Source organism: Pseudoalteromonas simplex, from assembly GCF_015278155.1.
GTDB classification, from domain to species: domain Bacteria; phylum Pseudomonadota; class Gammaproteobacteria; order Enterobacterales; family Alteromonadaceae; genus Pseudoalteromonas; species Pseudoalteromonas simplex.
Genome location: NZ_JADILN010000007.1, coordinates 1 through 16,224, shown reverse-complemented (window position 1 = coordinate 16,224; position 16,224 = coordinate 1). Strand labels below are relative to the sequence as shown.

General features: G+C 36.5%; 17 protein-coding genes. All 17 read right to left on the bottom strand.

The features are described from left to right. Positions 1-32: 32 nt before the first annotated feature. A complete protein-coding gene (locus IRQ78_RS13950; protein WP_194442536.1) occupies positions 33-815 on the bottom strand; it encodes a flagellin N-terminal helical domain-containing protein in 783 nt (260 codons plus the stop codon). Between the two features lie 42 nt (positions 816-857). Next, positions 858-1,667, bottom strand: coding sequence for an SDR family oxidoreductase (locus tag IRQ78_RS13945; protein WP_323741606.1), 810 nt, complete (start codon positions 1,665-1,667; stop codon positions 858-860). 4 nt (positions 1,668-1,671) lie between these two features. Next, on the bottom strand, positions 1,672-2,358 hold the full coding sequence (locus tag IRQ78_RS13940; RefSeq protein ID WP_194442535.1) for an acylneuraminate cytidylyltransferase family protein: 687 nt from the start codon (positions 2,356-2,358) through the stop codon (positions 1,672-1,674). Beyond that, the gene (locus IRQ78_RS13935; protein ID WP_194442534.1) at positions 2,358-3,320 is read right to left on the bottom strand and encodes a Gfo/Idh/MocA family protein; all 963 of its coding nucleotides are present in this window, start codon (positions 3,318-3,320) and stop codon (positions 2,358-2,360) included. Before IRQ78_RS13935 ends, IRQ78_RS13940 begins: the two co-directional genes overlap by 1 nt. Beyond that, positions 3,320-4,381, bottom strand: coding sequence for a nucleotidyltransferase family protein (locus IRQ78_RS13930; RefSeq protein WP_407681623.1), 1,062 nt, complete (start codon positions 4,379-4,381; stop codon positions 3,320-3,322). Before IRQ78_RS13930 ends, IRQ78_RS13935 begins: the two co-directional genes overlap by 1 nt. Continuing rightward, positions 4,381-5,304: a methionyl-tRNA formyltransferase gene (locus IRQ78_RS13925; protein ID WP_228482638.1), complete on the bottom strand. Its 924-nt coding sequence runs from the start codon at positions 5,302-5,304 to the stop codon at positions 4,381-4,383. Before IRQ78_RS13925 ends, IRQ78_RS13930 begins: the two co-directional genes overlap by 1 nt. Further along, on the bottom strand, positions 5,301-6,371 hold the full coding sequence (neuB, locus tag IRQ78_RS13920) for an N-acetylneuraminate synthase (protein WP_194442532.1): 1,071 nt from the start codon (positions 6,369-6,371) through the stop codon (positions 5,301-5,303). Before neuB ends, IRQ78_RS13925 begins: the two co-directional genes overlap by 4 nt. Positions 6,372-6,375: 4 nt before the next feature. Next, entirely contained in the window at positions 6,376-7,527 is a 1,152-nt protein-coding gene (neuC, locus tag IRQ78_RS13915; protein ID WP_194442531.1) for a UDP-N-acetylglucosamine 2-epimerase, read from the bottom strand. Further along, positions 7,527-8,678 carry a LegC family aminotransferase gene (locus IRQ78_RS13910; RefSeq protein WP_194442530.1) on the bottom strand — a complete coding sequence of 384 codons (1,152 nt, stop codon included), beginning with the start codon at positions 8,676-8,678 and terminating at the stop codon, positions 7,527-7,529. Before IRQ78_RS13910 ends, neuC begins: the two co-directional genes overlap by 1 nt. A gap of 7 nt (positions 8,679-8,685) precedes the next feature. Beyond that, positions 8,686-9,891, bottom strand: coding sequence for a UDP-N-acetylglucosamine 4,6-dehydratase (locus IRQ78_RS13905; RefSeq protein WP_194442529.1), 1,206 nt, complete (start codon positions 9,889-9,891; stop codon positions 8,686-8,688). A gap of 137 nt (positions 9,892-10,028) precedes the next feature. Beyond that, a complete protein-coding gene (locus IRQ78_RS13900) occupies positions 10,029-10,922 on the bottom strand; it encodes a sulfotransferase family 2 domain-containing protein (RefSeq protein ID WP_194442528.1) in 894 nt (297 codons plus the stop codon). Positions 10,923-11,004: 82 nt separating this feature from the next. Beyond that, a complete protein-coding gene (locus IRQ78_RS13895) occupies positions 11,005-13,098 on the bottom strand; it encodes a motility associated factor glycosyltransferase family protein (RefSeq protein WP_194442527.1) in 2,094 nt (697 codons plus the stop codon). A gap of 7 nt (positions 13,099-13,105) precedes the next feature. Next, positions 13,106-13,402 (bottom strand): hypothetical protein, encoded by a 297-nt coding sequence (locus IRQ78_RS13890; RefSeq protein WP_194442526.1) that lies wholly within the window; start codon positions 13,400-13,402, stop codon positions 13,106-13,108. Next, positions 13,392-13,814: a flagellar export chaperone FliS gene (fliS, locus tag IRQ78_RS13885; protein ID WP_194442525.1), complete on the bottom strand. Its 423-nt coding sequence runs from the start codon at positions 13,812-13,814 to the stop codon at positions 13,392-13,394. Before fliS ends, IRQ78_RS13890 begins: the two co-directional genes overlap by 11 nt. Before the next feature lie 41 nt (positions 13,815-13,855). Next, positions 13,856-15,256, bottom strand: a complete 1,401-nt coding sequence (gene fliD, locus IRQ78_RS13880) for a flagellar filament capping protein FliD (RefSeq protein ID WP_194442524.1) — start codon at positions 15,254-15,256, stop codon at positions 13,856-13,858. Positions 15,257-15,291: 35 nt separating this feature from the next. Then, positions 15,292-15,714, bottom strand: coding sequence for a flagellar protein FlaG (locus IRQ78_RS13875; protein WP_194442523.1), 423 nt, complete (start codon positions 15,712-15,714; stop codon positions 15,292-15,294). Positions 15,715-15,799: 85 nt separating this feature from the next. After that, a partial coding sequence (locus IRQ78_RS20640; RefSeq protein ID WP_267237911.1) for a flagellin occupies positions 15,800-16,224 on the bottom strand: 425 nt, incomplete at its 5' end.

Genomic DNA, 16,224 nt, shown 5'->3' with positions numbered 1-16,224 from the left:
GTCACTTAGCACTAAAATTTAATACTAAAGAATTAAAGTAAACCTAATATAGATTCGGCTGAACGATTTGCCTGACCACGTAAGGCAATCGATGCTTGCGATAAAATATCATTAGCTACTTGATCAGACACAGCTTTTGCATAGTCAGTATCTTCTATTCGGCTTTGGCTCGCAGCAAGATTCTCTCGCTGGTTACCTAAACCTTTTATCGTACTCGCTAAGGTGTTTTGAAAAGCGCCTAGCTCAGCTCTTTGGGTGTTAATTTCCTCAGCTGCTTGGTCACTAATATCAATGGCAGCTTGTGCCCCTGCTTGGGTTGAAATATCGATCCCCGCAATCACAGAAGCAATACTGCCATCCGATGGCGTCACTGATTGTGTGGTGTTGGCATCAGGACCAACTTGAAACGACACTTGCTCACCATCAAATAAAGGTTTACCACCGAATGTCGCATTTTCGAATGTTTCTGAAATTTGCGTTTGCAATTGCGACACTTCTTCTTGAAGTGCAGCCCTATCATTATCTGTGAGCGCACCATTACCCGCTTGAATAGACAGCTCTCGAATGCGAGAAACGGCATCATTTACACCAGACAAATTTGACTCAGTTACTTGCGAGTAAGAAATGCCATCGTACGCATTGTTAATTGCTTGACTGTAGCCATCTTGTTGCGATGTTAATCTATCAATAATTTGCAGTGCAGCGACATCATCTGCCGCTGAATTTACTTTTTTACCTGACGCTAGTTGCTCAGCAAGCTTATTACTCGTTTGCTGAGTTTGGTTAAGATAGGAATTTGAGTTATCAATTTTCATGTCTAACTCCAAAAATTATAGTCATTTTGAAGTATAGACTATTTATACAGCAGTCCAACCACCATCTAAAAATAAACTTTGCCCTGTCATATAATTTGAAAGCTCAGAGCTTAGATATGCAATAGCACCTTTAATATCTTCTTCTTTTGCCATCCTTCCCATTGGAACATTAGCATTGTATTTCTCTAAAAAGCTCTCAGGCTGACCTCTTTCAATACCACCTAAAACAATATTGTTAACTCTAACTGCAGGTGCTACATTTGCTGACATCCACCGTGTCAATTGCATTAGCCCTGCTTTGCTAGTTGCATAGGCAGCAGGATTACCCATGTCAGTACCATCATACAATTCCATTTTAGGACCAACGACCCCATAGATAGAGGAAATATTGATAATACTCTTAGCCCCATATTCTTGACGTTTCATTAACTCGTAAGCTTGTTGACTCAATAAAAATGGAGCAGAAAGGTTCACGTCTAAACAGTCGGTAAACGTATTAATAGATTGTTGTTCAAATGGAACACACCATCCAGTTAATTTATCTGTGCCAACAAATGCTGCGTTGTTGATCAGAACATTAAGTTTATTGTCTGTAATATTGGCCACTGACTGCATCGCCAGACTGATTTCAGATTTATTTGCTAAATCACATTCAACAGCAAATACATTCCCTGAACTTTTATATTTACTTTCTATTAATTGCTTTAAACAGGCACCATCTCTGTCTAATAAAATTACTTTTGCTCCGAGTTCAAGCAAAGTATCTGCAGCAACTTGTCCAACATGACCACTTCCGCCAGTAATTAAGACCCAACATCCTGCCATATCTTGTAACTGTTTTATGCTTCTCACTTTTTTACCTTTTATCAATCAAGAATTGCGCAAAATCAAAATCTAATTGCGTATCTATATCAACAGCTCTTTCTTTAGGAACACAAACACTCGTAACATTTCCTGACATTACTCCCATACTATGCTTGATAAAATAAGGTGTTGTTGCATACGCAACTGTTGTTATGTCAAACACCTCAGGAGCATCTTGTCGCCTTACTATATTGCCATGATTTATCACAAGCTCGACAAAATCACTTTCGTCTTTGCATTTAATCATATTAAAAAAAGGGCTTCTTTCTGAAGGGGAGACTGTAATGCAAATATCTGCGGAAGTTTCTTTCAGCCTATCTATCGTAGCTTCAACATCCTTAACTGCTCTTAATGGACTGGTTGCAGGTAAACTAACAAAATACTCAAAAGGACCATACTTATGTTCTACCCATTTAACCGCATGCTGCCAAGATAACCACTCAGCAGATGTGTCAGATGCCAGCTCTTTAGGCCTATCAATAATTTCGGCTCCTGCGGCTTTCGCTACATCAGCAATTTCTTCATCGTCCGTGGATACGAATACACGGCTGATATCAGGAACTGATTTTGCTATACCTATCGACCAATTTATTAATGGCTTTCCCGCGAGCGGTAAAATATTTTTTCTCGGCAAGCCCTTAGAGCCACCTCTAGCAAAAATAAAAGCATAACAAGTCATTATGAAATCGCTCTTATATTATCAATCAGCTTAAGTGTCTGTGCACCTTGTTCCAAGTCAATTGCTGAATGCTGCTTATTAGTACACCAGTTATGAAAATCTTTTAACATATCTATATACATATCATTTGCCTGCCAATCCTTAAAGCAAATAAGTTCGTCATTACGGTGTTTTAATGAGATATCTATTGTATTTGCAATTAAATCCCAATGTATACGACCATTCGCTCCAATCACTGTGCAATACCTTTGCGGAGTGCATTGCAAAAAATCAAGATGAATATTAACGAGGCTACCCGTTTTGGTGCTTAAAACAACATCTACTAAATCTTCTACATCCAAATTAAGCTTTTTGGAACTACGTAATACAGAGTGAAGAGGCTTTAATGGACCAAAAAGCCAGTTTGCATAATCAAGCTCATGGCTTAATTCTAATAATGCCCCACCACCCAATTGTTTTTGAGCAGATACCGTTTTTCTATAGTCGATATTTTTACGCCATTCTGGCAAGTACTGCCCTACTGCAATCGAGATATTATAAAGTTCTCCTAAAACATCATCTTTTATTAGTTGTCGCATTTTTAAAGCTGTGGGCATATATCTCAAACAATAACCAACAGCACATGGGATCTGAGATCCTGCTTTAAAGTTTATAAACTCTTCAGCCTCTTCATAATTAATAGACAATGGCTTTTCAATTAAACAAGGAACATCAGCTTTAATAAGTCTCTTTGCATGATTTAAATGTAAGTTTGCCGGTGAAGCAACTACTGCAAGTTGCGGTTTTAATGACAATACTTCCTCAATACTAGAAGCTAAGTAATCAACATTCTCAGGCAACTCCTTGATAACTTCCTCTCGCGCAGAAACAGCAATAATCTTAGATTCAGGATACAAAACCTTAAGGTTTCTTCGATGACGGTGAGATATATTACCTAAACCGATAACTGCAACTCGCTGCATTAATTCATCCCTAAACTACGTATATCAACTTGCGCTCTATTAAAGTCATCCATTCTGCCTATGTCCAACCAATACTCATGAATGGGAAACATAAGAACATCCTTTTGCAAAGATATTTGTTGTTCGAGGATCGTAGGCATATCTATATTCAGGTCTTGAGGTACTGAGTTGACAACACTTGGAGACAAAACATAAATTCCTGCATTAACGAAAAATCGTTGGATTGGTTTTTCAACCATTTCTGTGATCCGGTTGCCATCTCCACTGATTACTCCATATGGGATCTGATACTCGTACTCCCTTACGCACATTGTTGCATCGGCATCATTGTCATTATGAAATTCAAGTAATCTAGCAAAGTCTACTTTCGTTAGTACATCTCCATTCATTAATATCAAAGGTAAGTCCTGAGGAATAGTATCTGGTAACAAACCTATAGCACCACCAGTTCCAAGTGGCTTATCTTCATGGATGTATTCGATATTTACTCCCCACTTACTACCATTTCCAAAGTGCTCTAAAATAAGCTCTGGCATATAATGAGTTGAAATATAAAAGTTACTAAAGCCAGCCTTAACAAAGCTCAGTAAAACAGTTTCAAGAATCGGCTTATTACCTATTTCTAACATAGGTTTTGGACAGTTATTGGTTAGAGGTCTTAATCTTGTGCCAAAACCTCCCGCCATTAAAAAAACAGGATTATCAAATTTAGGCTTCTTGATGATACTTTGTAGAGTCTCCAAACCGATGACTTTATGTTCTTTATTCACGACAGGTATTGACAAGATCCCTCTTTTTTCCATAATATCAGCGAGCTCAGACCTTGAAGATCCTTCTTTGGCTGTTATTGGATTAGGTGTCATAACCAAGCGAACTTCAGCATCCAGACCAAGATTTTCAAGTAAGCCACGTCGCACATCACCATCAGTGATGATTCCTTTAAGCCTCCTCTCAAGATCTGTTACTAAAACAGTTCTTATGGCTTGGGTATTCATAATTTTTAAAACGTCTTTAAGCTTTTCATTTGGCTTTACACAAAATTCATCTAAATCTTTAGTAATCATTTTCTTCCCTCTAACCTTGTTCCAATAGGAAACTGTGGTGTGAAAGAGGCATGTTCGATCGAGTTTAAATCTCTGATTAAATTTATTAATAGTGTTTTATCTGCAACTTTTACGATAATACCATTATGATTCCGCCCAACAACCTCACCCTCAGTGGAAATATAATTAGGAGCTCCCGGAATTAATTCTGTCCTAACAATTGAAAACTCTTTAGCACCTATTCTAAATCGTGCTTCAGGGCTTGGAGCCGATAAAGCTCTAACAAAGTTATGAAAACGAGTGGCATCCCAGAAAAAGCTCACTAATTCATCCCCTTGCTTTCTTTGAGAAAAATAAGTGCCTACTGGATGAATTTCACCTTGCTCTACTAATTTGTAATTTCCATCAGCAATTTTATTTAAACCCTTTAGCAGGACTTCAGCACATTTTATAACCGCTAATTCAAGTAGTGTTCCGTAGTTATCATCATCACGAATACTAAAATGCTCCTGATGTAAAATAGGACCTGTATCAATACCTTCGTCAATAAAGTGAGCTGTAATACCAAAACTTTTTTCACCATTTATTAACACCCAATTTAAAGGGTTTCGACCTCTATAAAAAGGTAGTGCTCCAGCATGACAGTTTAAAAAACCCATTGGAGGCAATAAGAGAATGCTTTTCTTCAATATTTGATTAAAGGACATTGAAATAAAAATATCCGCCTCATACTTCGAAATCTCCTCAAGAAATGAAGCGTCATTTACATTTTTGCAAACTAAAAAAGGAACATCTAACTTATTAGCCCACTGAGCGAGCACAGGATCTTTTCTATCGTACCTAGGGACAATGAATACTATCTTAAATAGATTTGAATTGGATATATACTCAATTGCTTTATGTGACCAAGGCCCGTCGGCAAAATAACCAATTTTAATCATATGATTTCATCCTCAGAGTAACTTTTAGTTGCTATAGTTCCTATATAATCCCAATAGAGCATCGGGCTTTTACCATAGCCTGGCCGTTTTGCTGTTAGATTATTTTCTGTGAAAATATCGCCCTTATTAATAGCCTTTGAAGCTACTAAGCTTTTACGAGCTATATTTTTATTTTTTATTTCTGAATTTACAGCAAACTTTTGGCCAACCCCTAAAGAAAGCTCAACATGCCTTATTGCATTAATCATTTGCTTCAATTCAATTGGATCTAATGAAGCTTTATGATCAGGCCCTTCCATATTCTTGTCTAGTGTGAAATGTTTTTCTATAACGACAGCTTCCTTCGCGGCAGCAGCTATAGGAACAACAATACCCTCACTATGATCAGAGTACCCGAAAGGCAAACCAAAAATTGAACCTAAATTATTCATAGCAGTTAAATTTATTTCATTAAATGGGGCTGGATATTCTGTAGTGCAATGTAAAAGAATAACTTTATCTTTTAAGAGACCAGTCATCATAGCTTTAGAATAATATTCTTTGATAATATCTATCTTAGGGTTTCCTACATCATTAATAAAACCAAACGCAAGAGCACCTAACGCATCCTCAATATCACCTAAACTAGCCATACCAGTAGATAGTATAATTTTTTTACCAGTTCTAGCATGCGCCACTAGTAATGGAGCATTAGTGATTTCTCCTGAGGGCACTTTTAAATATTCAGATTGGAGTTTAGAACAAAGAAACTTTAAACTTTCCAAGTCAAAGGCTGTTGAGAGAAAACCTATATTCCTATGATGACAGTAGTCAATTAATACTTCGTGAGATTCATGTGAAAGCTCTAACTTTTTTAGCATTTCAAGTTGAGTACCATCTATTCCCGTTGCTACGCTTTGATACTCTGCTTTTTCTGCATGAACAGAAGCTAGCTTTGACGCTTTAAAAGTCTGAAACTTTACAAAATCAGCCCCAGCATCAGAAGCTACATCAATTAGCTTTTTAGCAATATTAATATCACCATTATGATTTACACCAGCTTCGGCTATTATTAAGGTCTTACACATTAATTTAATCCAAATTATAGAACTGTTTAGGAATAAGAGTATCAAACTTAGTTTCAGATAGAACCTGGACTATTTTTTCTGACGAATTGCCTTCCCCATACGGATTTAGCGCTTTCTTACATAAAGAAATAAAGTCATTATCTAATGCCTGATTCACAGCTAGATTCAAACTGCTTGCTTCCATGATTGTATCAATAACGCTGCAACTTTTGGGCCTACCTTGCTGTCTTGTGCCGATATTAATAATAGGTATTTTAAAACTAGGTGCCTCTATGAGTCCGCTAGATGAGTTACCCATAACACACGCAGCCTGTTTCATGACGGCTAAATAGCGCTTAAAACCTAACGAAGGACAAATACTCACATTATCCATATTTGTTAGTTCGAGCCATTGGCTTATCATTTTCGCACCATCACCATCGGCATTGGGGTAAGTCACCAGAAAATTAATACCTTTACGCTCTTTAATTACATTGAGTAACGGGTTGATATCATTCTCGCCAGGCAACCCATTTGTTACAGGGTGATATGTAACTAGAAACAAAGGCGCATTTTGATCTTTAAATTTTAAGACACTATTCAAGTCTATATTGTCAAAATTATTCGCATTTAAGATATTATCAATACCGGGAGCGCCTGTGACAAATATTTGACTTGGCTGCTCACCTAGTTGCATTAACCTTTTTGCAAATGCATCCGTTGCAGGGAAATGTATACTCGCCATTTTGCTAATACTATGCCGAAGAGCTTCATCAAACGCTCCTTCTGTGATTTCTCCGCCATGAATATGCGCAATCGGTATACCGAGGAATAAGGCTGCTTGAGCTGCAGCAAAAATTTCAAATCGGTCACCCAAAATAAGCAAGCAATCAAGTTGTTGATAGTTAAAGGCATCTGCAAAACTAATCGTTGCTAAACCTGTTGACTTAGCAATGCCGACTCGAGTAGTTGAAGAAAGGAGCATTTCAATCGGTACTATATTTTTTATGCCATTATCTTCTAGTTCGTTTAACGTTAAACCGTATTCAGGAGATAAATGTGTTCCGCACGCAAAAACCACAGTCTCAATATCTGAATGTTGTTGTAACAATAAAATACTTCGACTTAATAAACCGAAATCAGCTCTAGTGCCAGTGACGATACCTATTTTTCTCATTAAAGCTCCTTAGTTAACAATACTGAGCTTGGAATATTAACCAGCCGTTCGGCAAGAAATATTGAATTATTCAAGTTACCGCACAACGATTCTTTAAACATAGGTAAAGTATGCATTAACTGCCAAACAGGCCGTGTCATCACTCCCGCATTATTAGTCTCTGCAAGTAAAATATCCCGATGCTCTTTTGAAGGGCATAAAATAGCATTCAACCAATAATTCGAACGAGCATTTTCTGGCTCAACAATAAATTTCAATGGTGTATTCGCTAGCTCAGACTGATAAAGTGAAGCCAATGCGCGTTTACTTTCAATAAATTCAGGTAATTTTTCTAGTTGCGCACAGCCTAAAGCAGCATTTAAATTTGGCATACGGTAGTTAAATGCAAGCTCATCATGATAAAACTCAAAGGCATGGGGCTGTTTAGCTGTCGTTGTAATATGTTTTGCATGTGCCGCAACTTTTTCATCGCTACACAACAACATTCCTCCGCCACCAGTCGTAATTACTTTATTGCCATTAAAACTCAGTGCTGAAAGCGAAGAAAATGTACCTGTATGCTGTCCTTTGTATAGTGTACCCAAGCTCTCTGCAGCATCTTCTATTAATTCAATAAAGTTGTCTTGGCATACCTTTTTTAGCTCATCCACTTTCGCTGGATGACCAAATGTGTGCATAACCACAGCTGCACGAATACGCTCACCATTTTTATGAAAGCATTTTTGCTCTCTAACTTCACATTGCTCCTCAATGAAACTTAAAAGCGCAACAGGGCATAACCCTAAAGTTTCAGTATTCACATCTACAAAAACAGGTTTTGCACCCAGATAACTAATTGCATTACAAGTTGCAACAAACGTTAAAGCTTGCGTGATAACAAGCTCACCACTTTGAACTCCGCTTAAATATAGCGCAGTATGCAGAGCAGCAGTTCCATTAACCGTAGCAATAGCGAATCGAGATTGAGTGAACTTTGCAATATTTACTTCGAAGTCATTAACGTAGGAACCTACACTAGAGACAAAAGTAGAATCTAATGTATCCAGTACGTACTTTTTTTCATTGCCTACAAAGGTAGGCGCATGTAATGGTATAAAGTCTTTGCTTTGATAGTAATCTTGAATGAAGCTTATTAAACGCTTTGTATACATTTGTTACCTACATCTTACTTTCAAGGTATCTACCTGTCTCTTGATGAGCAAACTCAGGAAGCAACTTAAAGAACAAAGTTAAGATTTGCTCCTTATTCCAATGCTGCTGATTGAGAAGCGTTTCTATCCCGCGACTAAACTCGTTAAGCAATTTACTTTCATAATCAAGAGATTTTTTTACAATGCCGAGACCATTAAATCGGTTCATTTCTAACACTTCTTGTTCTGTGAAAAATTCTTCGAAGTCCTTTTCACCTGTAGTATCACTTTTTGTGAATAAACACGGCCATATACGTTTATCTGGCAATGAAACAACTAAACTCCTAGCTTCATCTTCATCGCTACATAAATAAGGCTCAAAGCCTCGAGCTCTTAAATAACGACATGCAATGGTAGAAAATGTTAGAAGGTGTAATTCATCATTTAGCTTAGGAAAGAAAATATCTTCATTTTCTCCAAGTAAACAAGAAAACAAACATATCAATCCAGACTCTTCAGGTGTAACGAAGTAACGTTTTATATCATTAGGAGCTACGATCGGCTGCCGCTTTTCTATGCGTTGTTTAAAAGAATGTAACAATGAACCATCACTAAACGCTACATTTGCAAAACGAGCCATTGACACATCAATATCTTTACTGGCTCGAGATAAAAACATCTCCATTATCTTTTTGGAGGCTCCCATCATATTAGCTGGGTTAGCAGCTTTATCTGTTGATACGCAAAAGTATTTTTTTACCTTCTTACTAATACACTGTTGGAGCGTTTTTTCTGTGTTGAGAATATTCGTTCGTACCATTCTCATCAGAGTAAAAGGGTCCTTTTCGTTGCGTACATGTTTTAACGCGGAAAGGTTTAAGACATAGTCATATTGTCCATCGGAATGAAAGAATGAGTCATACTCAACGCTACCGATATCAAGAGTAAAAGTTTGAAAATCGCCTTTGATATAACCAAAGGAAGAACGCAAATCTCGGACTAATTCAACAAGATTGTTTTCACTGAGATCAACGACATGTAGTTTGCGAGGTTGCCTTTTGAAAATTTCTTTAGTAACTGCCTGCCCTATTGTACCGGCCCCACCAAGCACTAAAAAGCGCGAATTAGTTACGAGACCTGTGAGCTGCTCTTCAAACGTTTTTAAGTCACTCTCAAATAAATGCTTTTCACGATTCAATATGGATAATAATTCCACACTAATGTCCTTTTTCATATCAACACCCAGTAACTTGTGTCATAAATATAGTTATCAAACAATTATACTTCCAAGAGGTTTGAAAGCTAAAACGTGATTACAAAAATATGCTAGGCAAGTTTAAACATAAAAAGATTTATTACTTAAGAATAAGCTTAATCCCCAGTTAGTTCTGGTAAAGAAGTTTCTTTACCATTTTGCAGCCTATTCATTAGCACAGAAAATAAAGCAGTCGTATTAACCTCAGTTCCTTTAGTTAATGAACGAAGCTCTTTTTCAACTTCATAAAGAACAATTGTTTTCATGGCAATTTCTTCATTACCTTTATGATCTAATTGAGGAAGTCTTGGGTTATTTTTGACGAGATTATACAACTCAACATCGTCAGCATTTAACCGTTCAACCTCTGCTTTATGCTCTGTTGCATCAATCTTATATAAAGGAAGTGTTTCATTTAACCTTTCAGTAAGAACGTTACTTAAATTAAGTTCGCTAATGAAATAGGTGATCATTTGGTCTATTTGATCACTCGTGCAATATAGATAAAAATTGTCATTCAAATTTTTAAATACGGTTTTGCTACAACCTCTAGAGTAATCTCTGGGGCAAAGTTGTTTGCAAGCAAGATTTTGATTTTCAGGCTTGTTGTAAAACTCGATAAAGCCATCAACACTTACCGCTGTTTGTTGTCTCATATTTTGATAAGTGTATGCAGAACGAACTCTATAGAATGGCTCTCTTAGAAAAGTTATCAACCGATGCGAATTTGCATTAAGTTGATTATGTATTCCATAATTCAAATGACTCGAGATTAATGTCACATTATTTAAGTTTACCAACGCTTCGACATGAGATTGAGTATCAGCCCTAGAATAGCTTAGCCCTTCGCTCTTCATTGCTATTCCTAGAGTATTAACAAATGACAATCCACCTGATTTTGGTACATGATAAAAAAATATCGGACTGCGGTTTTTCGATGAGTTAATATAATTTTGATAAATCCTAAAGTTACTATTAACTTTATTAATAAAGCCTTCGATTTCAGACATAAAAAATCCTTTTAGCTAGAAGTACTTTGTGATTTTACATACATAGTTAATATCTAAGTTTAAAAAACAACTTAAATGGTTCCTAGTTTTCATAAGTAGGCTTACTCCAAGTGCATTTAGTTTTCCAATTTACTGGGAAATCGGCCTTAATAGCACCTAAAAACTCTAACCAAAGCTCTAATAATTCTTTAAATTTATCTAATGTATTCTTTGTATCTTCGAAGTAGTAAAGCTGCGTAATTAACGGGCAATGAAAATAAAGTAATGTGCCTTTAATGAGGTGGAAAAAATGAGGGTGGGCAGATTTTCTATAAGCATATACTAGCCGTTGTTGTGCTTTTAGAATATCATGGGCCTCTTCTCTTGAACAAAACTCACGCTTACCTATATCAATTAAGTAGTCACACAGCTCTTGAAACTCTTCAAAACCAATAAATTCTTCGGCATCATCAAATTCAATATTTTTAAAATGCTGAGATTTAATTAGCTCAATCGTAGATTGTTTATCAATTGGCTGGTTATTTAGGAAAATATCTTCCTCGTGAAGTGGAACTGTACCACGTATTTTTGCTCCATTTCCAACATTATAAACATTACATTGTGGTGCCGTTGAAAGCAGCCGTTCAAAGGTTGTTTTTGATACAGCAAGTAATGGTGCAGCCATAACATCTTTTCCAAAGTTGCCTTCAAGACGAATATTAGCACCTTGTAGAGGCTTAAATGATTTTTTTAACTCAGTGTCATTATAAATACTCAGTTTAGAATGTGTTTCTCCAGACAAAGGGTAGCCATTATCTACACCAAATAAATAAATATCTTTGAATCCCATAGTTACCGCATATGCTAGTGCTGTATTTGAGACTAACGGGCCTCCTCCAGGCAAAGCATTCACTGAACGACCAAACATTCGTTGGGTATACATAGATAGGAAAGTAGAGCCAGCTTCAGGACCTTTTAATGCAACACCTGACCACTTATATAAACCTAATACATCAGGATACATAACATCTACTGTAAGTAAATTAACATTATGATACCCAGACTCTGGGGCGATTTTTTTCTGAATATCATAGGTAATTTTTGGTCTTTCAACTAAAACATGAAAATCGCTTTGTATATTTGCTTTTTGTAAACTTTGAAATGCCGTACCACCTGCAATAATAATAGCTTGATCTTGATAAGCTCTAATTATTTCTATTGATTCATCAAGAGACGGGCCATTACCAACGACAAATACAGGTATATCTTTAAGAAGATCAGCAGCATATTTACTTGCAAACATTAGCGCAGCTTTATTTTCTACATTTCTAAATGTATGGGCTAAGCCTGTAATTGCGTCATTATAAAAACCAAATCCTTGATGAAGCTGATAATAATTATCAAAAAATGTTTTTATTAACTGCGTAATATCATCCGATGGATAATGTTGATAACAAAAACTATTTATTATTGAAAAGGCGCCGATGTCTTCAGCTATTTTAAAAATCTCATTAAAAAAATCTTCATAGCTAACGCCAATGTGTAGAAACAAACATCCGCCACGCTTATCAATATCTTCAACTATTTTTTTCCAATCAATACAAAATAAGCTTGCATAGAAGAGTTCTAAATCAGGCTCACAAATAAAAAGATAATCAAAAGAGTGTTTCGTCAAAAGTTCAGGTATGTGATAACCCAAGCCAACACCAAAAATTAAGCAACTCGGAAAGTTATTTGGTAATTGATCAAGACGTTTATTATTTGAGCTTTTAAGAGTTCCTAATTTCTTTGCTAGCTTAAGCATGTATTGAACATGCAACCTTGAATCACTACTTTCCCATCCATTGTTTTCAAAATAGTTGGTACGACTAAAGTTTGCATTTTTGGTATAATGATCTACTTGATCAATAGCTTGTTGCAAGGGGTTATCCCCATATAGAGGAATGTCTTTACCGTTCGGGTAAATATTTGCATGACCAGAAGTAGTTACGTGAATGCAGAAGTCTTGACGCAACTTAATGTCACTTATTACGCTATATATATCCGGATAATACTTCTTAAAAACCGTTAAGTTATTTTCAAAACGAACATTTGCTTCTTGGGCAAATTTACGCTCTCTTTCTTCATGGTTTTTTGCCTCATTTAACCTTGATTTAAGCTCACTTAATTGTTCATTGATATTATCAGCAGATGTCATAACAAACCTATTTACTTTGACTGTAAAAACCTATTTTTTTCTTATTTTTTACCAATCCAACCAATTCTTTTTTCGTTTCTAATTGTAAAGAAACTAAATGTGAGTAAAGCTGACTGTATCTTGTTTCAATATCTCTTAGAGCAGGAAACTGTTCAGGGGATAAGAGCTCAGGATGTGTGAAAATCTGCTCAAAAGAAAGCTGAATAGCATTCAACTTTTCCGCAAGGTCTTCAAAACTTTGCTCATTGAGCTGTTCGTCTAGTTCCAATAATGCTAACTTTAGATCATCTAATTTAGCTTGCATGTGCACTGTTTTCAGAAAGAGTTTGATTTCTAATTTCCACTGGGATCGCATCCCAAGCAGACTTAATTTCTTTCAATAAGTTAATAACTTCGTCAACAATTTCTGAGTCATTTGCAATCGTAGCATCAACTAAACGATCAATCATATATGAGTAGAGTGCGTATAGGTTCTCAGTAACCTCTCCTCCAACCTCAAAATCCAAACACCCTCTCAAAGCTTCCAAAATAGCTGAAGCTTTAGAAATATGCTCGCTTTTAGCTTCTAAATGCTTATTATCAATTGCAACTTTTGCATGAACCATTTTTTCAACAGCTCCTGACATCAACATTTGAATAATCTCATAACGGTCAGCGCCCGCAACTCGTGTTTTAAGCGCTTCTTTCTGATAATTTTTTACTTTGGCGTTATACATATATCACCCACTTACAATTTTTAAATTACAAGAAACTCAGTTTAAGATGACTTAGTAAAGCCTGGTAAACTTGACAACTGAGCACTCAAATAAGACTGAGTTGATTGCATTTGAGCTATCAATACATCTAAACCAGCATACTGCTGACGAAGCCTTGCTTCGAGAGATTCCATACGATATTGATGGTTAGCAACATCATCATCCAGTTCATCAAGTTGACCGTTGAGGCTTTCTTCGCGTTGTTTCATAATACCATCGGTATCAAGATAGTTTTCTAACAATCCTTCAAGTTTCTTTGCAATACCATTTTCACCAGCAAACGCTGCGCCTATGTCATCAAAGTTTTCATCCATTGCTTCACTCAAGCTTCGGACCAAACTAGATTTTTCTAGATAGCCTTCTTTATTTACGCCTAGCCCGATATCAAAAATACTCGAAAAAGGACCTGCATCTGTCAACTCTGTAGACAAAGTACTTACTAGCTGTGAATCAAATGAACGAATGGTTGAATCGCTATTTAACGGGTTTCCAACTCTAGTTTGAAGACCAATTTGACCAATTAAGTTATTATAATTTGCTATAAATTCATCAACTAATTTTGTAACACTCTCTCTGTCATATTCAACAGATAGCTTAGCCGTCTCACCGTCAACACTTTGGCGTTTTGCTATGATAGTCATATCCTGTACTGCATCTTTAAAAGTGTTGGTATCATTTGTTATCTCTATACCGTCAACTTTAATTACAGCATCAGTAGCTTGATCTTCTGCTGCAATATTTATTCCACCTGCGCCACCTGTATTTGCAACAGTCGAAACATTATCCAGTTCTGCATTATCATTCGTTATAACTAGGTCATTACCCGTACCGCTAACCGATGATGTTAACACTAACTTAGACTCACTACCTGTGTTGATAATATTGGCCGTTACTCCAAAATTATCATCTGAATCATTTATAGCATCACGCAATTCAGCAAGTGTTGCGCCCGCATCCAAGTTCAAATCAAAGCTTTTGTCTCCAGCAGTAAATGAAAGTGTACCACCAGAAGCTGAAACAACATCATCAGTTGAAGTAAACAAACCGTCATTAGACATAGCACGACTGCCCTGAGCTACCTCAACAACTTCAATATTAAAGTTACCAGTGCTAATTTCGGATGTAGTTGAAACAGAAATCAGGTCGCCATCATCACTTTTTGGTTGTTTTATGTTGGCGATGCGTTTGTTAAATTTGTCAATATCTGCTAGCTTTTCAATAGTATCTTGCAGTTTTGACATTGCTGATTTCACTTCACCTAGAGAGGAAAGTTCAACTTTTAATGACTCTTCTTTTTTAGCAAAAGCATTAATTTTAGGTGTATTCTCAGCAGACAAGGTCGCACTGATTATGCTTTCTAAATCAAGGCCAGAGCCGACTCCAGCGGATGTAATTAATGGCATGGTAATACTCCTAAAATGTAAACACCGCTAATTTTTTAAGCAGTACGATCAAAAAACAAACCTTTACTGCTTAATTTATCGGCAAACTCTTCTAAAGCTTTAGCTACTTCACGAAATTCTTCTGTTGGAATCTCTCGAATCACTTCATCATTTTCTTTATCAAGAACTTTGATAATGGGTGGTTCCCCCTTTTCATCAAATTCAAAAATTAAATTTGTTGAAGTCACAGGGATGTAATTATTTAACTTCTCAAGGTTATGTTTAACTTCAGCGATCAACTCTTCTTTATCTTTTTGCTCATTCTTATTAGAAATCTGCTCAATATCTACAGCTTCTCTACCAGCAAGTTCTGTGCCTTTATTTGCTTTAGTAGTGTCTATTTCAGCTTTTAAAGTTGCAGAGTTGCCGCTAGCAGCAAGGTTATCATTAGACCTTTGCGTTGAATTAAGATCTATCATAGTAACACCTCTTCATATCTTACTTGTTAAGTATAAGCCACTTCAGAGCAAATTTCCTTGCGCTGAAGTAGCCTATAAAACAAAATTAGCCTAGTAGTGAAAGTGCTACTTGAGGGCGTTGGTTTGCTTGACTTAAGATTGATTGGCTAGCTTGTTGTAAAATTTGCATTTTAGTTAGGTTAGCCGTTTCTTGTGCAAAGTCAGTATCTTGAATACGTGATTTCGCTGCACTTAAGTTTTCAGCAATATTTGATTGGTTACGAATTGTTGATTGGAAACGGTTTTGTACCGCACCAAGCTCCGCACGTTTCTTATCAACTACTGCAATGAGTGCATCCATACCAGCTAACACTTGCTGTGCTCCTACTTGAGTAGAAACCGAAATGCCCGTTTCAGTAAATACTGTTGCAAATGTGCCGCTTGCATCATAATCAGAATCAAGCGCAGATAAAGTAGACTGTTGCGCAGAACCAATGAAAGCTCCATCTGATGCATCCCCATGAAGCGCTT